The 22,631-nt window shown below is 42.8% G+C and carries 19 protein-coding genes and 1 tRNA gene; 10 read left to right on the plus strand and 10 right to left on the minus strand.

The annotated features are described in order from the left end of the window. Nucleotides 1-12 precede the first annotated feature (12 nt). On the minus strand, nucleotides 13-3,243 hold the full coding sequence (carB, locus tag FTU72_RS00625) for a carbamoyl-phosphate synthase large subunit (protein ID WP_159123473.1): 3,231 nt from the start codon (nucleotides 3,241-3,243) through the stop codon (nucleotides 13-15). A 13-nt stretch (nucleotides 3,244-3,256) separates the two neighbouring features. Continuing rightward, complete coding sequence (gene carA / locus FTU72_RS00630; RefSeq protein WP_005236823.1) at nucleotides 3,257-4,396, minus strand: glutamine-hydrolyzing carbamoyl-phosphate synthase small subunit; 1,140 nt, start codon at nucleotides 4,394-4,396, stop codon at nucleotides 3,257-3,259. A 310-nt stretch (nucleotides 4,397-4,706) separates the two neighbouring features. Here carA and FTU72_RS00635 point away from each other — a divergent pair, with 310 nt between their 5' ends. Then, nucleotides 4,707-5,195 carry a hypothetical protein gene (locus tag FTU72_RS00635; protein ID WP_004784804.1) on the plus strand — a complete coding sequence of 163 codons (489 nt, stop codon included), beginning with the start codon at nucleotides 4,707-4,709 and terminating at the stop codon, nucleotides 5,193-5,195. Between the two features lie 102 nt (nucleotides 5,196-5,297). Then, nucleotides 5,298-5,522, plus strand: coding sequence for a hypothetical protein (locus FTU72_RS00640; RefSeq protein WP_159123475.1), 225 nt, complete (start codon nucleotides 5,298-5,300; stop codon nucleotides 5,520-5,522). Between the two features lie 276 nt (nucleotides 5,523-5,798). Here the strand turns inward: FTU72_RS00640 and FTU72_RS00645 are convergent, their stop codons facing one another. Next, entirely contained in the window at nucleotides 5,799-6,338 is a 540-nt protein-coding gene (locus FTU72_RS00645; protein WP_180052296.1) for a DOMON-like domain-containing protein, read from the minus strand. An 11-nt stretch (nucleotides 6,339-6,349) separates the two neighbouring features. Further along, complete coding sequence (gene yhbY / locus FTU72_RS00650) at nucleotides 6,350-6,673, minus strand: ribosome assembly RNA-binding protein YhbY (RefSeq protein WP_004784797.1); 324 nt, start codon at nucleotides 6,671-6,673, stop codon at nucleotides 6,350-6,352. Nucleotides 6,674-6,869: 196 nt separating this feature from the next. Here yhbY and rlmE point away from each other — a divergent pair, with 196 nt between their 5' ends. The 5 genes from rlmE (at nucleotide 6,870) to FTU72_RS00675 (ending at nucleotide 11,614) form a co-directional block, all read left to right on the plus strand. Further along, on the plus strand, nucleotides 6,870-7,520 hold the full coding sequence (rlmE, locus tag FTU72_RS00655; RefSeq protein WP_004784794.1) for a 23S rRNA (uridine(2552)-2'-O)-methyltransferase RlmE: 651 nt from the start codon (nucleotides 6,870-6,872) through the stop codon (nucleotides 7,518-7,520). Nucleotides 7,521-7,653: 133 nt separating this feature from the next. Further along, the gene (gene ftsH, locus FTU72_RS00660; protein WP_034170205.1) at nucleotides 7,654-9,543 is read left to right on the plus strand and encodes an ATP-dependent zinc metalloprotease FtsH; all 1,890 of its coding nucleotides are present in this window, start codon (nucleotides 7,654-7,656) and stop codon (nucleotides 9,541-9,543) included. 106 nt (nucleotides 9,544-9,649) lie between these two features. After that, the gene (locus FTU72_RS00665) at nucleotides 9,650-10,264 is read left to right on the plus strand and encodes a GNAT family N-acetyltransferase (protein ID WP_159123477.1); all 615 of its coding nucleotides are present in this window, start codon (nucleotides 9,650-9,652) and stop codon (nucleotides 10,262-10,264) included. 78 nt (nucleotides 10,265-10,342) lie between these two features. After that, nucleotides 10,343-11,194, plus strand: a complete 852-nt coding sequence (folP, locus tag FTU72_RS00670; RefSeq protein WP_005236811.1) for a dihydropteroate synthase — start codon at nucleotides 10,343-10,345, stop codon at nucleotides 11,192-11,194. Between the two features lie 105 nt (nucleotides 11,195-11,299). Beyond that, entirely contained in the window at nucleotides 11,300-11,614 is a 315-nt protein-coding gene (locus FTU72_RS00675) for a DUF5713 family protein (RefSeq protein ID WP_125278212.1), read from the plus strand. 28 nt (nucleotides 11,615-11,642) lie between these two features. Here the strand turns inward: FTU72_RS00675 and FTU72_RS00680 are convergent, their stop codons facing one another. The 3 genes from FTU72_RS00680 to FTU72_RS00690 form a co-directional block, all read right to left on the minus strand. Beyond that, a complete protein-coding gene (locus FTU72_RS00680; protein ID WP_005236809.1) occupies nucleotides 11,643-12,332 on the minus strand; it encodes a hypothetical protein in 690 nt (229 codons plus the stop codon). A 92-nt stretch (nucleotides 12,333-12,424) separates the two neighbouring features. Continuing rightward, nucleotides 12,425-12,510, minus strand: a tRNA-Leu gene (locus tag FTU72_RS00685). A gap of 170 nt (nucleotides 12,511-12,680) precedes the next feature. Further along, entirely contained in the window at nucleotides 12,681-13,409 is a 729-nt protein-coding gene (locus FTU72_RS00690) for a hypothetical protein (protein ID WP_159123479.1), read from the minus strand. A gap of 168 nt (nucleotides 13,410-13,577) precedes the next feature. On the opposite strand from FTU72_RS00690, the gene FTU72_RS00695 reads away from it, so the two are divergent. Then, entirely contained in the window at nucleotides 13,578-14,084 is a 507-nt protein-coding gene (locus tag FTU72_RS00695) for a hypothetical protein (protein WP_159123480.1), read from the plus strand. A gap of 38 nt (nucleotides 14,085-14,122) precedes the next feature. Here the strand turns inward: FTU72_RS00695 and FTU72_RS00700 are convergent, their stop codons facing one another. From FTU72_RS00700 to FTU72_RS00710, 3 genes are all read right to left on the minus strand, one after another. Further along, nucleotides 14,123-14,401, minus strand: a complete 279-nt coding sequence (locus tag FTU72_RS00700) for a hypothetical protein (RefSeq protein ID WP_180052295.1) — start codon at nucleotides 14,399-14,401, stop codon at nucleotides 14,123-14,125. Between the two features lie 55 nt (nucleotides 14,402-14,456). Then, entirely contained in the window at nucleotides 14,457-15,779 is a 1,323-nt protein-coding gene (locus tag FTU72_RS00705; protein ID WP_004784777.1) for a hemolysin family protein, read from the minus strand. A gap of 131 nt (nucleotides 15,780-15,910) precedes the next feature. Continuing rightward, a complete protein-coding gene (locus FTU72_RS00710) occupies nucleotides 15,911-16,900 on the minus strand; it encodes a LysR family transcriptional regulator (RefSeq protein WP_004784775.1) in 990 nt (329 codons plus the stop codon). Between the two features lie 680 nt (nucleotides 16,901-17,580). Here FTU72_RS00710 and FTU72_RS00715 point away from each other — a divergent pair. Both FTU72_RS00715 and FTU72_RS00720 read left to right on the plus strand, forming a co-directional pair. Next, on the plus strand, nucleotides 17,581-19,182 hold the full coding sequence (locus FTU72_RS00715; protein ID WP_159123482.1) for an isocitrate lyase: 1,602 nt from the start codon (nucleotides 17,581-17,583) through the stop codon (nucleotides 19,180-19,182). A gap of 256 nt (nucleotides 19,183-19,438) precedes the next feature. Then, entirely contained in the window at nucleotides 19,439-22,534 is a 3,096-nt protein-coding gene (locus tag FTU72_RS00720) for a multidrug efflux RND transporter permease subunit (RefSeq protein WP_179992804.1), read from the plus strand. Nucleotides 22,535-22,631: the final 97 nt, after the last annotated feature.

A 22,631-nucleotide genomic window follows, 5' to 3' on the forward strand; every position in this document is an offset into this window, starting at 1 on the left:
CTCAGTAACGAATTAACCTACTGTTAAATCTTGCAAACGATATACATCCATCGGCAATTTAATTGCTAAAGCTTGGCATACAGCATCAGCACCATTCAGGGTAGTGGTATGGTATACCTTACCTTGAAGCGCAGAGCGACGGATTGAGAATGAATCCTGCTGAGCTTGTTTACCTTCAGTGGTATTGATAATGAGGTGAATTTCACCATTTTTCAAGCGGTCTACAATGTTTGGACGGCCTTCGGTTACTTTATTTACACGTTCACATTCAATACCTGCAGCTTTAATCACATCGTATGTGCCGCCAGTCGCAAGAATCTTGAAGCCGAAGTCAGCAAGCTGTTTTGCAATACCTACCGCACGTGGTTTATCAGAATCACGTACAGAGATAAATGCATGCTTCACTTCGCCTTCAGTTGGCAGACCAGGTAAACGATCGTTAGAGCCTAGAACAGCTTTATAGAACGCTTCACCAAATGTTTTACCAACACCCATCACTTCGCCTGTAGATTTCATTTCAGGGCCAAGGATCGGGTCAACACCAGGGAACTTGTTGAATGGGAATACTGCTTCTTTCACAGAGAAGTGAGCAGGGATAATCTCTTTGGTAAAGCCTTGAGACTCAAGAGATTGGCCAGCCATACAACGTGCAGCTACTTTTGCTAAAGATTCACCGATACATTTAGAAACGAACGGAACCGTACGAGAAGCACGAGGGTTCACTTCCAGAATGTAAACATCATCACCTTTAACTGCAAACTGAACGTTCATCAAGCCTACAACGCCAAGCTCTTTAGCCATAGCGATGGTTTGACGACGCATTTCGTTTTGCACGTCTTCAGACAATGAATATGGAGGAATCGAACATGCAGAGTCACCAGAGTGAATACCGGCTTGTTCAATGTGCTGCATAATACCGCCGATCACCACGTCTTTACCGTCAGATACGCAGTCCACGTCAACTTCAATCGCATCATCAAGGAAGTGATCCAGAAGAACAGGCGCTTCATTCGATGCTTGTACAGCATCACGTAAGTAGCGTTTTAATTCTTCGTCGTTATACACGATTTCCATCGCGCGACCACCGAGTACGTATGAAGGACGTACAACCAGTGGATAACCCACTTTAGCTGCTTCTGCCATACCTTCTTCAGCAGATTTTACGATGCTGTTATTAGGTTGACGAAGTTGCAGACGTTGAATCATTTGTTGGAAACGTTCACGGTCTTCTGCACGGTCAATCGCATCTGGAGATGTACCGATAATTGGCGCACCAGCTTCTTCCAAAGCACGAGCCAGTTTCAGTGGAGTCTGACCGCCGTACTGAACGATAATACCTTTCGGCTTTTCAGTACGTACGATTTCAAGAACGTCTTCAAGTGTAATCGGTTCGAAGTACAGACGATCAGACGTGTCATAGTCAGTTGAAACCGTTTCAGGGTTACAGTTCACCATGATGGTTTCATAACCGTCATCACGCATTGCCAGGGCAGCATGTACACAGCAGTAATCGAATTCGATACCTTGACCAATACGGTTAGGACCGCCACCAATCACCATGATTTTGTCACGGTTAGACGGATTAGATTCACACTCTTCATCGTAAGTTGAGTACATGTACGCTGTATCAGATTCAAACTCTGCTGCACATGTATCCACACGTTTGTAGACTGGAGTTACGCCCAGATTCCAACGGTGCTTACGGAATTGTTTTTGTGAAATACCCATCAGGTTGGCAATACGGTGGTCAGATAAACCTTTACGTTTAAATGAACGGATATTGTCAGCGTTAAGATCACCAAAACCTAAAGATTTGATTTGTTCTTCAGTTTTAACGATGTCTTCGATCTGGATCAGGAACCAGCGGTCAATATTGGTTGCCGCAAATACTTCATCAAGCGTGAAACCGTGACGGAATGCATCAGCCACATACCAGATACGTTCTGGACCTGGAACTTTAAGTTCTTGAAGAATCTTCTCGCGCGCACCTTCAGTACCCACTTCGATTTTTTCATCAAAACCAGTTGCACCAACTTCAAGACCGCGAAGTGCTTTGTTCACAGACTCCTGGAAGTTACGACCAATCGCCATAACTTCACCTACAGATTTCATCTGTGTAGTTAGTGTCGCATCAGCTTGCGGGAATTTTTCGAAGTTGAAACGTGGAATCTTGGTAACAACGTAGTCAATTGCTGGTTCGAACGATGCTGGAGTTGTACCGCCAGTGATGTCGTTTTTCAGCTCATCAAGGGTATAACCAACAGCCAGTTTCGCTGCGATTTTCGCAATCGGGAAACCAGTCGCTTTAGATGCCAGTGCAGATGAACGCGATACACGTGGGTTCATCTCGATGATTACCATACGACCATCTTTCGGGTTAATACCGAACTGAACGTTAGAACCACCCGTTTCAACACCGATTTCACGAAGAACTGCTAAAGATGCATTACGCATCAACTGGTATTCTTTATCAGTCAGTGTTTGTGCAGGCGCAACAGTGATCGAGTCACCGGTGTGTACGCCCATTGGGTCAAAGTTTTCGATCGCACATACAATGATACAGTTGTCGTTTTTGTCACGAACAACTTCCATCTCGTACTCTTTCCAGCCAATCAATGATTCATCGATCAATAATTGGTGAGTAGGAGAGAGGTCGAAACCGCGTTCACAGATTTCCAGGAATTCTTCACGGTTGTAAGCAATACCACCGCCTGAACCACCCATCGTAAATGATGGACGGATAATCACAGGGAAACCGAAGCGCGCTTGAATCTCAAGTGCTTCTTCCATAGATTCAGCAATAGCCGCTTTTGGACATTCCAGACCAATTTTACGCATTGCTTCGTCAAACAGTTTACGGTCTTCTGCTTTTTCGATCGCTTCTTTGGTCGCGCCGATCAGTTCAACGTTGTATTTTTCAAGAATACCGTTGGCATCCAGTGCAAGGGCACAGTTCAGTGCAGTCTGGCCACCCATCGTTGGAAGCACAGCATCTGGACGTTCTTTTTCAATAATTGCTGCAACAGTCTGCCAGGTAATCGGTTCGATATACGTCGCATCTGCCATTGCAGGGTCGGTCATAATGGTCGCTGGGTTAGAGTTCACCAGAATAACGCGGTAGCCTTCTTCACGAAGCGCTTTACATGCTTGAGCACCTGAGTAGTCAAACTCACATGCTTGACCGATGACGATCGGACCAGCACCAATGATCAAGATGCTTTTAATGTCAGTACGTTTAGCCATGATGCTTCCTTAATTACTTCTTAGATGCTTCGATAAGTTCGATGAAATGATCGAACAATGGTGCGCAGTCATGTGGACCAGGGCTTGCTTCAGGGTGACCCTGGAAGCTGAACGCAGGTTTGTCTGTACGATGGATACCTTGGTTTGTACCATCAAACAGTGAGCGATGAGTCACACGCAATACCGCAGGCAAGGTGCTTTCATCCACTGCGAAGCCGTGGTTTTGAGAAGTAATCATCACTGTACCAGTTTCGATGTTCTGTACAGGATGGTTAGCGCCATGGTGACCGTGCGGCATTTTTACCGTTTTAGCACCCGATGCAAGAGCAAGAATCTGGTGACCTAAGCAGATACCAAATACTGGAATTTCAGTTGTTTCAACAATTGTTTTTACAGCTTCAATTGCGTAGTCACATGCAGCTGGATCGCCAGGACCATTTGACAGGAATACGCCATCTGGATTTAACGCAAGTACTTTTTCAGCAGGAGTTTGTGCAGGCACCACAGTCAATTTACAGCCGCGGTCTGCGAGCATACGCAAGATGTTGGTTTTGACACCGTAGTCGTATGCAACCACATGGAATTTAAGTTCAGGTTGAGTAAAGCCTTTGCCAAGTGCCCATGAGCCTTCAGTCCATTCGAAACCGGTCGGATCACAGCATTCTTTCGCAAGGTCTAAACCACTTAAACCACCGAATGCACGTGCTTTTTCGACTGCTTCTTCTTCAGTGATGTTTTCACCCGCAAGGATACAACCGTTTTGTGCACCTTTATCACGCAAAATTCGAGTTAATCGTCGCGTGTCGATGTCAGCAATGGCAACTACATTGTGCTGTTTTAAATAATCACCGAGTGATTGATTCGCACGGAAGTTACTATGTAGTAAAGGAAGGTCACGGATAATTAAACCGTTTGCCCATACTTTATGAATACGACCTGATTCAGCGTCTTCTTCGTTGCAACCTGTGTTACCGATATGTGGGTAAGTCAGCGTTACAAGCTGCTGTGCATAACTAGGATCAGTCAAAATTTCTTGATAGCCAGTCATGGCAGTGTTGAAAACGACTTCACCAGTCGTACAACCCGATGCGCCAATTGAAGTACCTTTAAAGATAGTTCCGTCGGCAAGGGCTAAAATTGCTGGGGTGCTCAAACCAAAGCTCCTGAAATTTAGGCTGTAAAAAAGCGAGTAGACGAAAAAAAAGGAAGGTTAATTTTTAAACCTACCCTCCTATGTCTGCTCGCTTGAACTTAACACGGCATTATACGCAGAACCACCCCCCAAGTCCAATAGCTTTACAGCAAAAGTATGAGATAAATGGCTTGCTTTTTGCTTGAAAGTCTGTTTTACGAACAACGTAAAAAAATGTAAGCAATTAAGAATTGTCTAACAAATCAAATCTTAATTTTTATCAAAACTACTAATATGGATGAGTCGTAATATAACTATAGGAATAAGACACATGACTACAGCAGCGAAATCTTCCCAATCCAAGAAAAAAATCAATACTGTGGTTTCAGAAACGACTGAACAGCTTGAAAAAGTAGCAGCTGAAGCCAAAGAACAGGTGGTGGAAACCATCGAAGAAAGCAAAGAGAAACTTGAAGTCGAAGCGAAACAGCTGGGTGATACTGTGCAGGAGCAGTTACGTCAGTTAAAACAGGATCTGTTGCAACGGATCGATACTTTGAAAGAGCAGTTATTTGGTTCGCAAAAAGAACTGACTGAATTAACCAGCTTTATCAAAACCGAATTTACTGCAGTCATTGAAGACTTATCCAATATGGGTAAGGAACTGAAAGAAGATGTCAGCCAGATCTCGACCAAACATAAAGAGCATCTGACTGGTACATTCAAGCGCTCAAAAGACAGTACCATTGAAGTTCTAAAAAAGGTCAAACCCATGGTAAAAGCTGAAAGTTCAGAAAAAAGCCCTGAGCTGAAGAGTTAAGGGAAGACGCTGACTTAAATTGCATGAAAGGAGAACTGGATACGTTCTCCTTTGTCTTTTTGAGGCAAAACGGACTCACAATAATAATGAAAGGGGGTCACGATGCAGCAGCATTATTTTGTAGGTGTACTTTGTTTACTGACGCTGATTATGATGCTTAATCTGGAAAGTTGGTTGATGCGTGCACTTTATCTCGGTGTGATGATGTTATGTCTGGGATTCTTTGGACTAACTTTTGGAACGATTATCCTGATCATCTTCACGTTAACTGTAATTTTTTATGCCGCGGTAAAATCAGTGCAGGACAATTACCGCTTACATCACTAAAATGTCGAAAACAATTAAAATGAACTCTTAGTCTATCAGCTTAAATAACGTTTAAATCATTATCAAAATAGCCAGCCCTAAGTGTTGAGAGCAGGCTAATTATTTCAATTTAATATTGACCTGAATCTACGTAGAGAAAATACAGAAAAATATTTTCTTCAAGCTATAACAGCGAACTTTGAGCGGATGAGCCGGAAAAGCCCATAAAAAAACGTGAGACTTTAATGCTCACGTTTTTTAATATCTTTGTTATCCAGCAAATGCTTTTAATCTGCATTAAAAGACATGCAGCCAATCCCGTTTATTGTGGAAGTCTGCTTCTGGGCTGCTGTGCTGCATCGCAAAGTATTGATCACCTTGTGAGGTTTTTAATACTGCTGTCAGACCAATAAACAGGTCTGCCCATTTAAGTTTATGCTCAACCATAAACTCGGTCAGATCCAGACTGACATTCAGACCATAATGGGTGCGTTTAAGCTGATCCAGTTCGATATCGTATGCAGCAGGTGGCGGCATATCTTCCGGATAGCGATATTCCTCAAACTGATAGGCTTGCCAGGCCTGAGAAGGGGAGAGATTGATTTCGCGATAATAATCTTCACCCTGAACCCCGATAAAGATTTCAAAGCAGGTCTGTTCCCACAAAAAATCACGACGGGGATGTGCAGTAACCATTTCTGGCCACAGCACGTATTGGTTGGGATCACGCAACCAAAATCCGACATTCAAGCTGCATGGATTTTGCTGTTCGATGGCACCGACCAATGAGATTGCCTGAAAACGGCGATCAAATGCGCTGAGTTCGTAACTGGCCATAAATCCTGTACTTAGTTAGAAAGATGGGCAAAACGGACAAGATTGGATAACTTCTGGTTTTGCTTTGGTGCTTTCTTGTAAAGCAGCGCAATTTTACCAATAGTTTGTACCACTTCAGCACCTGTAGTTTCTGAAAGTTCAGCAATGAGTGCTGCACGTGCTTCACGGTCTTCAGCCACCACTTTTACTTTAATGAGTTCGTGATCATTAAGGGCACGATTTAGCTCTTCAACTACAGATTCGGTTAAGCCTTTGTCACCAAGCATTACAACCGGGTTTAATGCATGTCCAATTTGACGTAAACGCTTACGTTCCTGAATAGATAAAGACGCCATGAGAGATAACCTGATTTTTAAAACGGCTTAGTATAGCAAAAGCGAAAAATAAACGCTGTAAATTCTCAGGAAATAATCACTTGTAAATAATCGCAAATTACACCGGAATACTCAGATTTAGATACACATGTATACTGCAAAAAATGTGTTTTTCCCGTACAATGAATCATTAGAAGTTTTTTTTATTTAGAGAGTTATGGCAACACGCATTACCAACCAAAAGTTATCTAAAAGTAGTCGTGCGTGGATGAGAGAGCATCTTGATGACTTTTATGTGAAAAAAGCACAAAAAGAAGGTTATCGTGCCCGTGCTGCGTACAAGTTGCTAGAAATTCAGGAAAAATACGGCATTATCAAACCCGGCATGACTGTAGTGGACCTGGGTGCTGCCCCAGGAAGCTGGTCCCAGATTGCCGGAAAACTGGTCGGTGATAAAGGTCTGGTGATTGCATCAGACATCTTGGAAATGGATGCGCTACCTGATGTGACTTTCTTGCAGGGCGATTTCCGTGAACAAGAAGTATTCGATAAATTGTTAAATATTTTAAACGGACGCACAGTAGACGTTGTAATTTCAGATATGGCCCCCAATACATCAGGTAATAGAGCTGTAGATCAACCACGTCAGATTTATTTATGTGAACTTGCTCTGGATTTTGCCAACAAGGTACTCGGCCCGAAAGGACAGTTTGTAGTGAAAGTATTCCAGGGTTCAGGTTTTGATGAATTTCGTAAAGAAGTCGTCAACAGTTTTGATGTATTGAAGACGATTAAACCTGCTGCATCACGTGCCCGTTCGAAAGAAGTGTTTCTGGTCGGACAGGGGCGCAAGAAGGCTTTGAAATAAAGTTTACTTGCCAACACGTTAAAAATTGTGCATTTTGTAGGTTTTTACATTATTGCAAATTGATTTGCAGCTTATTGATTAAGGTCACCCTTCGAGGGCATGATCAAATTAGATTGGAATGGGAAATAAAGCTTTGAGCGATCTTTTTAAGAATGCCGTATTGTGGCTCGTGATACTGGGTGTGCTGGTGTTAATCTTCAGCAACGTCAGTGACCGCAATCAACCGACTACAATGAACTATTCGGAGTTCGTTGCCGCGGTCAATGCTGGCCAAATTAAACAAGTTACAATTGATGGCGAAAGAATTCGCGGTGAAAAATCAAACGGTTCAGAGTTTGAAAGCATTCGCCCGGCAGTTCAAGACCCAGAACTGATGCCAAGCCTGATTAAAAATAATGTGGTCGTTGAAGGTGAAGCGCCTCAACGTCAAGGCTTGCTCATGCAATTGCTGATTGCAAGTTTCCCTGTGCTTCTAATCATTTTGTTATTCATGTTCTTTATGCGCAACATGGGTGGCGGTGCAGGCGGCAAGAATGGCCCAATGAGCTTTGGTAAATCTAAAGCGAAAATGCTATCTGAAGACCAGATCAAAGTAACATTTACTGATGTGGCGGGTTGTGATGAAGCAAAACAGGAAGTAGTCGAAATTGTTGACTTCCTAAAAGATCCTGCAAAATTCAAACGATTGGGTGCGACTATTCCTAAAGGCGTCCTGATGGTGGGTCCTCCAGGTACAGGTAAAACCTTGCTGGCTAAAGCCATTGCAGGTGAAGCAAAAGTTCCATTCTTTAGTATCTCAGGTTCTGACTTCGTTGAAATGTTTGTGGGTGTCGGTGCATCTCGTGTACGTGACATGTTCGAACAGGCAAAACGACATGCACCATGTATCATCTTCATTGATGAGATTGATGCAGTCGGTCGTCATCGTGGTTCAGGTACAGGTGGCGGTCATGATGAACGTGAACAGACTTTGAACCAGATGCTGGTGGAGATGGACGGTTTCGAAGGCAATGAAGGCATTATCGTCATCGCAGCAACTAACCGTGCTGACGTACTGGATAAAGCCTTACTTCGTCCAGGTCGTTTCGATCGTCAAGTAATGGTAGGTCTGCCAGATATTAAAGGTCGTGAGCAAATCCTGAATGTACACTTGAAGAAACTTCCTTCTACTACTGGTGTAGATGTCAAAGTTCTTGCTCGTGGTACGCCAGGCTTCTCAGGTGCACAGTTGGCGAATCTTGTAAACGAAGCGGCATTATTTGCTGCCCGTCGTAACAAGAACACAGTCGATATGCATGACTTTGAAGATGCGAAAGATAAACTGTACATGGGTCCTGAACGTAAATCGATGGTACTTCGTGAAGAAGAACGTCGTGCTACGGCTTACCATGAAGCAGGTCATGCGATTGTGGCAGAAATGCTTCCAGGTACAGACCCTGTGCATAAAGTTACCATCATGCCGCGTGGCTGGGCATTGGGTGTTACCTGGCAGTTGCCTGAATTTGACCAGACTAGCCATTATAAAGACAAAATGTTGAATGAACTTTCAATCCTGTTCGGTGGTCGTATCGCAGAGGAAGTCTTCATTAACCAGATGTCGACTGGTGCTTCGAATGACTTTGAACGTGCAACTAAAATGGCACGTGCAATGGTGACCAAATATGGTATGTCGGACAAGTTAGGCGTCATGGTCTATGAAGATGACTCTCAACAGTCATTTATGGGTAGCATTGGTACCCGTACGATTTCTGAGGCAACCCAACAACAGGTAGATGCGGAAGTTCGTCGCATCATTGATGAGCAATACAAGGTTGCACGCGATATCCTTGAAAATAACAAAGATATTGCCCATGCCATGGTGAAAGCGCTGCTTGAGTGGGAAACAATTGATCGTGAACAGATTCGTGACATTATGGAAGGTCGTGAGCCAAAACCACCTAAAGTTTATGTTTCAGACAATCCAGTGATTGATGTAACACCGACTGATGGTCCAATGACTCCTCCGCCATTACCAGCGAACTAAGTTAACAATTAAAACCACCTTCGGGTGGTTTTTTTATGGCTATTGTTTTGTCATATCTAGTTGAATGCTATAGTCAATTTATAAAAATCAATGAGTAAAAATAAGAATGAATTTACTTGTTCTGGAATCCAGTATTTATCAGCTACGTTTGGAGCCACTGAGCTGGGAACATTTTGCAGACTTAGAAAATGCATGTGCCGAAGGGGACTTGGGGGAAGTGTTATATAATTCGGTACCTTACCTACATAAACTTAAACACTACTTTACCCAAGCTTTTGAACAGCAGTCCAAAGGTGAAAGAATGGCTTTTGCCGTGATTGATTTAACTTCAGACCGAGCAATCGGCACCACCAGCTTTCATGATATCAAGCCGGAAATTCCACGCGTTGAAATTGGCTTTACCTGGTATGCCAAACCTTATCAACGAACCTATGTAAACCGGGTCTGTAAATATCTTTTGTTGCAGCATGCATTTGAAGAGCTGAATGCTCAAGTGGTAGGCTTTCGGACTGATCATCTGAATCTTAAAAGTCAAAAAGCTATTGAAGCTCTGGGTGCCAAACAGGATGGCATCATTAGATGTCATATGCTGCGTAAAGATGGCGTGACACTCAGAGATAGTTATATCTATAGTATTTTAAAAAGCGAATGGGTTGATGTAAAAGCGTTACTGCAATCCAAGCTGATGCAATATTCCAATAAGAACTATTTTGAAATCTAGCTATTGAATAGATTGAGCTTTGCTTTATTGATCTTTCCATAAGACAATACCGGGGTTATTGTGAACTAGGATTGAACCATGCAGCTGAAGCCACTACGACCACAGATCTGGACTTTCGGTCATTTGAAACTGGATTTGTCTCAGCCGCATGTGATGGGAATTTTAAATGTGACTCCGGATTCCTTTAGCGATGGGGGGCTGCACAATCAGAAAGATCAGGCAGTAGTAAAAGCCCTGGAAATGATTGCTGATGGTGCCACCGTAATTGATGTGGGTGGTGAATCTACACGTCCAGGTGCATCAGTCGTGGAAGTTGAAGAAGAAATCCGTCGTGTTGTGCCTGTAGTTGAAGAACTGGCCAAGCATGATGTGATCATCTCGATTGATACTTCACAGCCAGAAGTGATTAAAGCAGCCGTGAAAGCGGGCGCACATATCTGGAATGATGTACGCGCGCTCACTCGTCCACAAGCGTTAGAGACGGCAGCAGAACTGAATATTCCGGTGATCATCATGCATATGCGTGGTGAGCCGACTACGATGAATAATCTGGATCAGTATGATGATGTGACTCAGGATGTGATTCGGGAACTGTCACAACGGGTTCAAGATGCTCTAGATGTGGGTGTTAAAGCTGAACATATCATGATTGATCCTGGTTTTGGATTTGCAAAAAATGCCCAGCAAAATTTAAAGCTGTTGCAAGAGTTTTATAAATTGACAGAAATGGGCTATCCGATTTTGTCTGCTTTATCCCGCAAACGTTTTATTGGTGCTGCTCTGAATGGTGCAGAACCACAAGCACGTGCAGTAGGTTCGGCTGCGGCGCATTTGCTGAGCATTCAGCAAGGTGCCTGTATGGTTCGAGCACATGATGTCAAGGTAACAGCAGACGCCATCAAAATCTGGAAAGCTATGCAAAATGCCTAAATCTGGGCTGAAAGACATATAGGAGCACAAGCTGTTTGGCTTTTAAACAGCAATGTGCTATACAGGCACGCTTAAGTTAGATTGTCATCTTTTAGAGTGCCTGTAATGTTTGCAGATTTACTTCTCCCCATGTTCGATGATGAATATTATCCCGATATTCTGGTTGCAGAAATCAAGCAACACATCGAACGTTTTGCTTCAAAAGTATCTAAATCGGGTTTATCAGATCAGGATGTATATCAGCTGGCCCATGAGACTGTGGCAGACATCAATGCCATGAAGCCACAGTTTGAAGATCTGGACTCTTCTCTGGATGATACTGCCGCAGACTATATTGCCGAGGCCATGATGATGGTCGTGCAAGAGCAGGGTCTGTTTGATATTGAAATGGAAGAACTGGTCGTTAATCGCGAATGGTAAAAAAAGCCCTGTTAAACAGGGCTTTTTTTTAATAATCTGAAAATACGTCTTTTAAATTTTTATAATGAATTTCATCCAGTAATTTCTGCTCTTCCAGCATGCAGCTATGATGCAAATCCAGATAATACTGTTTTAAATCTTTTTGATAAGGCACCGGTTCCGGCTCTTTGCTTTGCGATTGCTGATAAGACCAGTAAGCCAGCTGACGGATTTTCTGCAAACGTACCAATAGGGTGCTGCGAGTCGAAACTCTAAAGCAGGGCTCAACTAAAACCGGTACGAGGCTACTGAAAGCAAGCAGGGCCAAACAAGGCAAGGTAATAAATGCTGAGTGAAAATACTGATAATTTATAAATGACAGAATCGCAATCAGGGTTTGCATATACAGGCAGAGTTGCAAACGCTTGGCATAGCGAACAGAACTGTATTTCGCCTGAAACTGGGCGCGCCAGATATAAGGATAGAGCATGCCGATCATTACAATAGTACCTGCACTAAGCGCCTGATATTTTGAAGTCACAAAGTCAGGGTAAAACGGCAGCGAAAAGCACAGGCAACAAAATCCTGTGATCATGATCAGAATACCAATACGTAAATACAGATAGAGATCAGTGGTCTGGTTCAAATATTTATAACGGCCATAGCTGAGGCTGCAAAAGAATGCATCAGGATGGCGTAATTGCAATCTGGCTAGATCAAAAGAACGGGATGCAGACATGGGAAGGGCACATTCTATTGGTGATAATCACGCATAAAAAAACCAGCTGAATGCTGGAGATTTTCATTGCACCATTCTAATCAGAATTAAAATGGTGCCCGAGGCCAGACTCGAACTGGCACGCTTTGTGGGCGGGGGATTTTAAATCCCCTGTGTCTACCGATTTCACCACTCGGGCATGTGCGCAATAATAGAGGACGAAATAAAGCTTGGCAAGTAAATTTCAATACGTTTGCTTTATTTTCAAGCAATTCAGTAGTTTAAATTAAAAAATTAAATCCATAGTGCTAGATGATAAGCGTGAGAAGTCATGTAATTTTCTATTTCAGGCCGTGATTCATAAAACATTTACAGGTGCTCGTCCAGATAAGTATCGATATCGATGTATTTAATCTTCTTGCACTGCTCATGTTCCAGTTTAAACAAGCGGGTATGTAAATCCGCATAGTGCTGAAGCTGATTTTTCAATTCTTCATTTGGGGAGGTCGGCTTGGAATGAAAAAATAATTTCAGACGTAGTTTCCAGGTTTGTTGATAAGCCCAGAAACAGATGCGACGTAACTGCTGCAGTTGATATTGTTCAGTGCTATTGGTAGCAGGGCGGAACATATTTTCTTTATAGAACCGTACAAAACCAAAACTGATCCCGAAAAAGAATAGAATCCACATGGTCATACTGCTTTGTAGAAAAACCAGATTCAGCGCTTCCAGCACAATGACTACAGTGAGTTTAATCGGTGTATGTCTTAAAAACTGATAGAGGGAATGAGAAGAGTGCCGGATCTGCTTGATCACTAGTGGAACCACCAGCATCAGAAATAACAGAATAGTCAGAATTGCATAAGCTTGCGCCTGAAAGTCTGGGGCAGTTGATAGCTTAGAGGAATAAACATCTTTGAGAACCAGGCTAATCGGTACAAAGATCATGGCAGCCAGCACCCAGGGAATCAGTTCCTTGAGATCACTTAAAATACCCTTGGTCTTGATCTGGCCATAAAACAGATAATTTCTTTTGAAGGCAGCGGGATAAAGCAGTTTAAGTTGCTGCAATAAAAGATCAATCTGTTTGGTTTGCATGATAAAAAGTAAATAAGAAACTTGCCGCCTACTATAGCCAATTTACGCCAGAATGATAGAGATGATCCGGATTTTGCAATTATTAGAGTTGAAGCTAAAGATTTTAATTTTTTAGTGAGGATTTATGCGAAAATAGTCCATTGCATATTTATTTTTTAGGGACAGTTTATGACTGATCAATCTCCTGCGACGCTAAGCGACATCGAAATTTTAGACATCCTTCAAACCATGAAGAATGATGAGCTAGATACGGAAGCAAAAGAAGTTATTCGTCAGGGTGGTAAAGCGGGTCGTCAGGAAGCGCATAAACAGGCGCTGGTTGTATTGAATCAGTCATTTGAAGAAAAATTTGTTGAAGCAGTTTCTCTGGCCCTGAATCTGAATGAAGCCCAAATCAAAAAAATCCGCTATAAGAAAGACCGTATCCGTATTTTAAAAGCGCGTGGCGTTGATTACCTGGCAATTGATGGTGCGGAAACTGCCTTTGTACTGGCACAGATTGCACAGGCGATTCTACGTGAAGATGCGGTCGTCACTCATGACTTACATAATATTTTCCCATTCTGGAAAGAAGGCTGGCCAATGGTGCAATTTGATAATACCTACAAAATTTTGCAGGAAGATATCCAGATCCATTATCAGGCAGTCCTTGAAGCACTTTTATCAAAAATCTAAACTGAATTGAATATAAAAAAGCACCTTCGGGTGCTTTTTTAATGAGAATAAAATAGGGAAAGCAGCCAACGCACAGGAAAGATAAACAGCCGCCACCAAGTGATGAGTGGATAATAAAAATATTCGCCTATTCTTAAAGTCGAATCAAATCCTTGCCGACGCCGCTCATAAGGATAGGGAGTCAGCCAGATTGAAAGTAAAATGAGCACAATTGCTAGGATCAGAAATACAGGCTGTTGATCTTGCATAAAGAAGAAATAGATTAAATATAAGGCCGAATAAAAACTCAGACAGGCGAGTAGCGCAGCAATATTCATAAAAGTCTCATTATTATTGTTTTTCGAGTTTTAAAAAAATTGAAGAAGAACCAGATTATTCTGATTCTTCTGTCGGTGGCTTTTTCACTTCTAGCATACGTGTAACCAGTAACTGGTCAATCTTGAAATGATCAACATCGACAACTTCAAACTTATAACCCGCATGTAGCACAATATCTGCAGGACGTGGAATCTTGCGCAGCTTGAACATCATAAAACCAGCCAGAGTTTCATAATTCTCTTCATCTGGCATTTCATCAATTTCCAGCGCATGTTTGATGTCTTCAATGGGCGTACTGCCATCAATCAACCATGAATTGCTGTCACGCTTAATGATCTGCTGGTCTTCTTCCAGGGGAGTAACCCAGTCGCCCATCACGGTAATCATAATGTCGGAAAGGGTAATCACACCTACGACCAAGGCATATTCATTAATAACGACGGCGAACTTTTCCTTGGTTGAACGGAAGCGATCCAGTAATTCAGATAGAGTCAGTGTATCTGGAATGGTTAGAACCGTACGGATGGTATTTTCATTTAACTGAAGTAAAGACTGATTATTCAGAATACGAACCAGAATATCTTTGGAGTCGACATATCCAATCACATCGTCGATATTTTCATTACAGACCAAAAACTTGGAATAAGGAAATTCAGCCAGTTTTTGACGAATACTGGCTTCTGATTCTTTCAAGGTAAAGAACACCACATTTTCGCGAGTCGTCATACTGGAAGGAACATTACGTTCTTCAAGCTCAAACACGTTCTCAATAAAGTGATGTTCCTGTTTCTGTAATACACCTGCCTGAGCACCCGCATCCATTACCGCTGAAATATCCGCAAAGGTAATATTGTCGTCTCGGATGGTATTCACTTTAAATAAGCGGAACAACAGGTTCGCAATGGCATTGATGAACCAAGCCAATGGTTTACAGATTTTGATAAATACCTGAATCGGATTAATCACCGAGACAGAAATTTTTTCTGGAGCGATCATGGCCAGACGTTTCGGCATCAAGTCCGCAAACAGAATAAATAATGAAGTAACTGCGGTGAAGGACAGGCTGAATGCAATCGTTTCAGTCCAAGGACCTTGATAAAATCTGGAAAGTAAATTGATGATATAAGGGCGGAAGGCGCCTTCACCTAAAATACCGCCTAAAATGGCAACGGCGTTTAAACCGATTTGGGAAGCTGCAAAAAAGTCAGCAGAGTTTTCTTGTAAATCTAAAACTTTTTGAGCGCGAATATCTCCCGATTCAGCCAAAATTTTCAATTTGACCTTACGGGCACCTGCAAGCGCGATTTCTGTTAATGATAAAAAACCGGCCCCCGCGATGAGTAATAAGATAATCACGATGTTTTGAAAGAGGCTCACGAATCCACCTGTGGATTAATATGATCTAGCTAAAAATATTTTTAACACAAAAAAAGACTTGAGGTACAAATAAAGCAACTCAAGTCTCTAGAGTATAAGCTTAAAAATGAGCAATTTAGCTAATATTCAATTTAATAATGCGAAAATTGCGAATTATTCATTAAAAATTCACGATTTTCTTCTTCGATCATCTGACGGGCTACATATAGAATCAGCTGACGTAACCAGCGATGGGCGGGATGATGATGCAATAAAGGACACCACGCCATCTTCAATTCAAACTCAGGAATATAGAATGGTGGATCTTTAATGAGTAAGTTCTGGTTTTTGGCTTGCAGACGTGCAATACGGGTCGGTAATGTTGCTACAAGATCGACATTGGCAGCCAGAAGACCAGGCATCTGATAATGACGGGTAAATACCGAAATCTTACGTTTTTGGCCAATACGTTCAAGAGCCTGATCAATCCAGCCGAGACCCGCCTGTTTCTCAGGGTTTACCCCAAAGCCAACGCCCATACCGGTTTTCGATACCCAGATATGCTGTGCATCCAGATAGCTTTTCAGATTCAGGTTGCCCGCAGCCGGATGCTTGTTATTTAACAGGCAAGAAAAGCTGTCACGCCAAACCAGTACCTGATGGAAGCTTTGCGGAATTTCATTAAAACGGTTAATCGCCAGATCAACTTTACCTTGTTCCATGTCACGATAGGACACATCACTTGGGGTTAAGAAGTCGAGAACCACATTCGGTGCTTCTGAACGTAATGCTTTCACCAGGCGTGGTACCAGTGTGGCTTCAGCATAATCTGAAGTCATGATGCGGAAGACACGGTTTGAAGTATAAGGACGGAACTCGGTACGCGGTTCCAGAATCATGGAAAGATCCGCTAAGGCATCACGGATACGAGGTTGGAGTTCTAGTGCACGTTCTGTTGGGGTCATACCTTCAGAAGAGCGAATCAGGAGGGGATCATTAAATAAATTTCGTAAGCGACGTAAAATGTTACTCATCGCAGGCTGGGTTACCCCAAGTTGTTCTGCAGCACGCGTGACATTTTTTTCACGTAGAAGTACGTCAAGATAAATGAGGAGATTAAGATCGACCCGCTCCAGATTCATAAAAAAAATACCGAAAATAAAATTATGAAATTATATGGATTATGCCATAACTACTATAACTTGTGTACGCAACTGATGAAAAAAAGCCCAGCTGATTGTACTGAAATACCTTTTTAGAGTCTCTTTCACCGCAGATTTTGCCAGTCTGAATCCTTCTCTATTTTTAAGAGCAGAAAGGAAATCTGGCTGCCTTCGAAACGAAAGAAAAGTATTTCTAAGAAACAGAGGGAATTAGCAAATAATGTGCCAGGTTTGATAAAAAATATTTCAACAAATAAATGAAAAATAATTCTTTTGAAATAAGTATTCTAGGTTTTAAGGCTTAGAAAATAGACAAAATTTGCTGAAATTAAGCGCTGCTAAAGTCTTGCAAGACTTAAGTCTAATGAATATTTTTTACTCATGTTGCTGATGTTTTAGGCAAAATACAAATTTAAAAATTTAAAAATAAAATATTAAATACAATAACTTATAAAAAACTGATCAATATATAATTAGACTTTCATCTACATATTTTTTAAATAAATAATGATAATTCTTGCAGAATATTGGATTAATTTTTCGAAGCCCACTAATCTTTAGCTATCCCAACGGATCGTCGAAAATCTGAACAAGTCATTGAGGGTGTGATTTGAGCGGTTCGTTGCAGAAAAATCCTAATATTAATACAGGAATATATCATGACTACATACCAAACAGCGATTGATGCAATCCGCGAATTAAAAGCGAAATTCGGTAACACTTGGGCAGACATCAGTCCTGAAGATGCTGCGCGTATGCAACTTCAAAACCGTTTCAAAACTGGTTTAGACATTGCTAAATATACAGCGGCGATTATGCGTCGTGATATGGCTGCTTATGATGCAGACTCTAGCAAATACACTCAATCACTAGGCTGCTGGCACGGTTTCATCGCTCAGCAAAAAATGATTGCGAACAAAAAATACTTCGGTACAACTGAACGTCGCTATATCTACCTTTCTGGCTGGATGGTTGCTGCACTTCGTTCAGAATTCGGTCCTCTTCCTGACCAATCTATGCATGAAAAAACTTCTGTTCCTGCATTGATCGAAGAAATCTACACATTCTTACGTCAAGCTGATGCGAAAGAACTGAACGACCTGTTCCGCGCACTTAAAAAAGCTCAAGACGCTGGTGATACAGCTAAAGCTGCTGAAATCACTTCACAAATCGACAACTTCCAAACTCACGTTGTGCCAATCATTGCGGACATCGACGCTGGTTTCGGTAACGAAGAAGCGACTTACTTACTAGCTAAGAAAATGATCGAAGCGGGTGCTTGTGCACTTCAAATCGAAAACCAGGTTTCTGACGCGAAACAATGTGGTCACCAAGCTGGTAAAGTTACAGTTCCACACGAAGACTTCATCGCAAAAATCCACGCTCTTCGCTATGCATTCCTTGAAATGGGTCTTGACGACGGTATCATCGTTGCACGTACTGACTCTGAAGGCGCTGACTTGACTCAAAAAATCCCAGTGGTTAAAGAGCCAGGCGACATCGCTTCTCAATACATCAGCTACTTAGACACTCAAGAAATTGACATCTCTGAAGCACAAGAAGACGAAATCCTGATCAAACGTGATGGCAAACTTCACCGTCCTAAACGTCTTGCTTCTGGCTTGTACCAGTTCCGTGAAGGCACTCAGATCGACCGCGTTGTACTTGACTGTATCACTAGCTTACAAAATGGTGCTGACCTTCTTTGGATCGAAACTGCGACTCCAAACGTAGCTGAAATCGCCCACATGGTTAACCGTGTACGTGAAGTTGTGCCAAATGCGAAACTTGTTTACAACAACTCTCCATCATTCAACTGGACACTGAACTTCCGTCAACAAGCGTACGACCGTTGGGTTGCTGAAGGTAAAGACGTATCTGCATACGACCGCGCTAAACTGATGAGCGCTGAGTACGACGATTCTGAATTGGCTGCTGAAGCTGACGAAAAAGTTCGTACATTCCAAGCAGACGCTTCTCGTGAAGCAGGTGTGTTCCACCACTTGATCACTCTGCCTACTTACCACACAGCTGCTCTTTCTACTCACGAGCTTGCTCAAGGTTACTTCGGTTCTGAAGGTATGTTGGCGTATGTTGCTGGCGTACAACGTAAAGAAATCCGCGGTGGTATCGCTTGTGTGAAACACCAAGCAATGGCTGGTTCTGACATCGGTGACGACCACAAAGAAATCTTCGCTGGTGACAACGCGCTTAAAGCGGGTGACGATGCGAAAAACACAATGAACCAATTCTCTGCTTAATCAGCTCTGAATCGATTCTAAAAAAACCCTGCGCAAGCAGGGTTTTTTTATGCCTAAAATAAAAATAATAACCTTATAAATTGTTGAAATAGCTAGATGAAAGGCAAAATCTTCATATTTTCTTCATGATTCAATTTTATACATATTTTTCTGTGATCAAGCCTTGCATTCTCTAGGCCACTGCCTGAATATCCTTAAGCTGACTCAATAATGCAACGCTTTCCATAATTCATTAAATTCAAAGTGATTCAGACTTATGCTGTCTAAGTTTTTCATTCATCGTCCTATTTTTGCAGGTGTGCTGGCCATTGTAGTCATGGCCATTGGACTTTTTGCGGTGATGAATTTACCTGTTGAACGTTATCCGGATATTGCACCGCCTCGTATTACTGTGGCAACAACCTATACCGGTGCATCTGCAGAAACAGTAGAAGAAAGCGTGACCCAGGTGCTGGAACAGCAAATTAAAGGTATCGACCGCTTGCTGTATTTCAGCTCAAGCAGTGATTCCTCAGGTCGAAGCCGGATCAGCATCAGTTTTGAAAATAGTACCGATCCAGATACAGCACAAGTACAGGTTCAAAATGCGATTAACGGGGTTCTCAATCGTTTGCCAGAAGATGTCCAGCGACAGGGCGTGAATGTCTTCAAATCTCTTGGCGATACCCATATGGTCATCGGTTTGTATGATGAGTCACGGCGTAGCAGCAATATTGAACTGTCTGATTATTTGACCACGCATCTGGAACAGGATATTTCCCGAATTGATGGCATTGGGGAAGTGGATGTTTTTGGTTCACAGTTCGCGATGCGCATCTGGCTGAATCCAGCAAAATTGAAACAATATAACCTGATGCCAAGTGATGTGCGGGCAGCGATTGAATCACAAAATACTCAAGTGGCAGCCGGCGCAATTGGTGACTTGCCAACAGTCGATGATCAGTATCTGAATGCCAAAGTCACATCAGGCAGCCGTTTAAAAACAGTCGAAGAATTTGAAAATATTATTGTGAAGTCTGCCCGGGATGGTAGCTTTATCTACTTAAAAGATGTTGCACGGGTTGAATTGGGTGCGGAAAATTATCAGTCATATAGCACCACCAACGGCTATCCTTCTGCCGGTCTGGGTATTTCACTGGCCTCCGGTGCCAATGCAATTGCGACGTCGAGTCTGATCAAGGCTGAAATCGAGCGACTCTCCCAGCAGTTGCCGGAAGGCTATAAAATTGCCTATCCGCGTGACAATACACCGTTTGTTAAAGAATCGATTAAAGAAGTCGTTAAAACTTTATTCGAGGCGGTCATTCTGGTCGTCATCGTGATGTTTATCTTCCTGCAAAACTGGCGTGCCACCTTAATTCCGACTGTAACTGTGCCTGTAGTTTTACTCGGAACCATGGCAGTACTTTATGTTTTGGGACTGAGTATTAATACGCTGACTTTGTTTGCCTTAGTACTGGCCATTGGCTTGCTGGTCGATGATGCCATTGTGGTGGTAGAGAACGTTGAACGTCTGATGCATGAGCAGCAGCTTACAGCCAAAGAAGCAGCGCTGGAATCCATGCAGGAAATCAGCGGCGCACTGATCGGGATTACCCTGGTTTTAACCGCGGTCTTTATTCCCATGGCATTTTTTGGTGGCTCAACCGGGGTGATCTATCGTCAGTTCTCGATTACGCTCGTGGCAGCGATGTCTCTGTCGCTGATGGTCGCACTGATTCTGACACCTGCACTTTGTGCGCTGATTCTAAAACCAAATCCAAAACCTGCCAAGTGGGCGAGTTGGTTTAACCAGAAACTGGATGGTTTGAAGCATCGTTATCTGAAAGTTTCTAATGTCACTCTACAACATAAGGCCATTAGTCTGGTGCTGTTTGCCGGATTGCTCTGCGTATTTGCTTTATTTTATCGCGCCTTACCCACCAGCTTTTTGCCGAGTGAAGACCAGGGTATTCTGAATCTGCAAATCCGGCTGCAGGAAGGCGCGCCAATGAAAAACACCATTCAGGTCGGTGAGCAGATTCGTCAGTATTTTCTGGAAGAAGAAAAGGACAATATCGACTTGGTCATGCTACGTTATGGCCGTAACTTCTCAGGTACCGGTCAGAACCTGGCGACCGGTTTTGTTGCCTTGAAGCATTGGGATGACCGTGCTGGAGAAGAAAATACCGCGCAGGCGATTCGTGAACGTGCTATGAAGCATTTTCGCAGTAACCGCGATGCTCAAGTCAATATCAGCATGCCGGCTTCAGTGAATGGTTTAGGGCAAACCGACGGCCTGGATTTCTGGATTCGTGATATTAACGGTAATGGCCGTCAGTATCTGGAAGAGCAGTTCCAGAATATGCAGGCTGGAGCAGCTCAATATAGTAGCTTTGAAAATCTGGATAAGCGTTCCAATCCGGAAAAAGCCGAACTGAAAGTCAATATTGACCAGAAACAGGCTATGGCCAATGGTCTGAGTCAATCCGCAATCAACAGTACGCTTTCAGCGGCCTGGGGGGGTAATTATATTAATGACTTTATTGATCGTGGCCGGATTAAACGGGTGATTATGCAGGGCGATGCAGAATTCCGTTCCAAACCTGAAGATCTGGCGCAATGGCATGTACGTAATGACCTGAACGAGATGGTGCCTTTCAGTAATTTCGCTCAGGTGGACTGGAGTGGTGGTCCTGAGGTGGTCAACCGTTTTATGGGCTATACCTCGCTGCAAATGCAAGCGGATATGGTCAAAGGTTCCAGTTCTGGTGAAGCGATGCAAGATGTTGAAAATCTGGTGGCAGAACAGGATGGCATTGACGTGGTCTGGAGCGGTTTATCCTTTGAGGAAAAACAATCCAGTAATCAGGCAATCTGGTTATATCTGGTGTCGATTGGTTTCATTTTCCTGTGCCTGGCCGCTTTATATGAAAGCTGGACGATTCCGACTGCGGTCATGTCCGCTATTCCTCTAGGGATTGGTGGGAATATCATTTTTAGTTTTCTGGCAGATTTTCCGAATGATATTTACTTCCAGATTGCTTTGCTGACCACGATTGGTCTGTCCTGTAAGAATGCAATTTTAATCGTAGAGTTTGCGGCATTGGCTCAGGAAAAAGGTAAATCGGTAGTTGAAGCTGCACTTGAAGGTGCTTCACTGCGCTTGCGCCCAATCCTGATGACATCTCTGGCCTTTGGTGCTGGGATTCTGCCACTGGTCTTTGCTTTTGGTGCTGGTGCAGCCAGTCGTCGTGAGATTGGAATCAGTGTTTTTGGTGGAGTGATCTTTGGAACGATACTGGTGCTAATTTTTATTCCATTTATGTACGTTTTAATTCGCCAAATGACGATGAAGAAATCACATACATAATATCAATTGAGAATATAGCATTCTAAAATCCCCGTTATAACGGGGATTTTTTTATCGGAAATAAAAAGGTAAAGATTGGCTTAAATTTAAGCATGGT

Origin of the sequence: Acinetobacter sp. YH12137, from assembly GCF_013418535.1 — a bacterium.
Classification (GTDB): domain Bacteria; phylum Pseudomonadota; class Gammaproteobacteria; order Pseudomonadales; family Moraxellaceae; genus Acinetobacter.

Bases quoted from the DNA above. Each gene is read 5' to 3' on its own strand.
- FTU72_RS00720 (WP_179992804.1), top strand. From the start codon at position 19,439: ATGCTGTCTAAGTTTTTCATTCATCGTCCTATTTTTGCAGGTGTGCTG.
- yhbY (WP_004784797.1), bottom strand. From the start codon at position 6,673: ATGGCGTCTTTATCTATTCAGGAACGTAAGCGTTTACGTCAAATTGGA.
- FTU72_RS00665 (WP_159123477.1), top strand. From the start codon at position 9,650: ATGAATTTACTTGTTCTGGAATCCAGTATTTATCAGCTACGTTTGGAG.
- FTU72_RS00715 (WP_159123482.1), top strand. From the start codon at position 17,581: ATGACTACATACCAAACAGCGATTGATGCAATCCGCGAATTAAAAGCG.
- FTU72_RS00635 (WP_004784804.1), top strand. From the start codon at position 4,707: ATGACTACAGCAGCGAAATCTTCCCAATCCAAGAAAAAAATCAATACT.
- rlmE (WP_004784794.1), top strand. From the start codon at position 6,870: ATGGCAACACGCATTACCAACCAAAAGTTATCTAAAAGTAGTCGTGCG.
- FTU72_RS00640 (WP_159123475.1), top strand. From the start codon at position 5,298: ATGCAGCAGCATTATTTTGTAGGTGTACTTTGTTTACTGACGCTGATT.
- FTU72_RS00675 (WP_125278212.1), top strand. From the start codon at position 11,300: ATGTTTGCAGATTTACTTCTCCCCATGTTCGATGATGAATATTATCCC.
- FTU72_RS00695 (WP_159123480.1), top strand. From the start codon at position 13,578: ATGACTGATCAATCTCCTGCGACGCTAAGCGACATCGAAATTTTAGAC.
- carB (WP_159123473.1), bottom strand. From the start codon at position 3,243: ATGGCTAAACGTACTGACATTAAAAGCATCTTGATCATTGGTGCTGGT.
- FTU72_RS00645 (WP_180052296.1), bottom strand. From the start codon at position 6,338: ATGGCCAGTTACGAACTCAGCGCATTTGATCGCCGTTTTCAGGCAATC.
- FTU72_RS00700 (WP_180052295.1), bottom strand. From the start codon at position 14,401: ATGAATATTGCTGCGCTACTCGCCTGTCTGAGTTTTTATTCGGCCTTA.
- FTU72_RS00680 (WP_005236809.1), bottom strand. From the start codon at position 12,332: ATGTCTGCATCCCGTTCTTTTGATCTAGCCAGATTGCAATTACGCCAT.
- FTU72_RS00690 (WP_159123479.1), bottom strand. From the start codon at position 13,409: ATGCAAACCAAACAGATTGATCTTTTATTGCAGCAACTTAAACTGCTT.
- FTU72_RS00710 (WP_004784775.1), bottom strand. From the start codon at position 16,900: ATGAATCTGGAGCGGGTCGATCTTAATCTCCTCATTTATCTTGACGTA.
- folP (WP_005236811.1), top strand. From the start codon at position 10,343: ATGCAGCTGAAGCCACTACGACCACAGATCTGGACTTTCGGTCATTTG.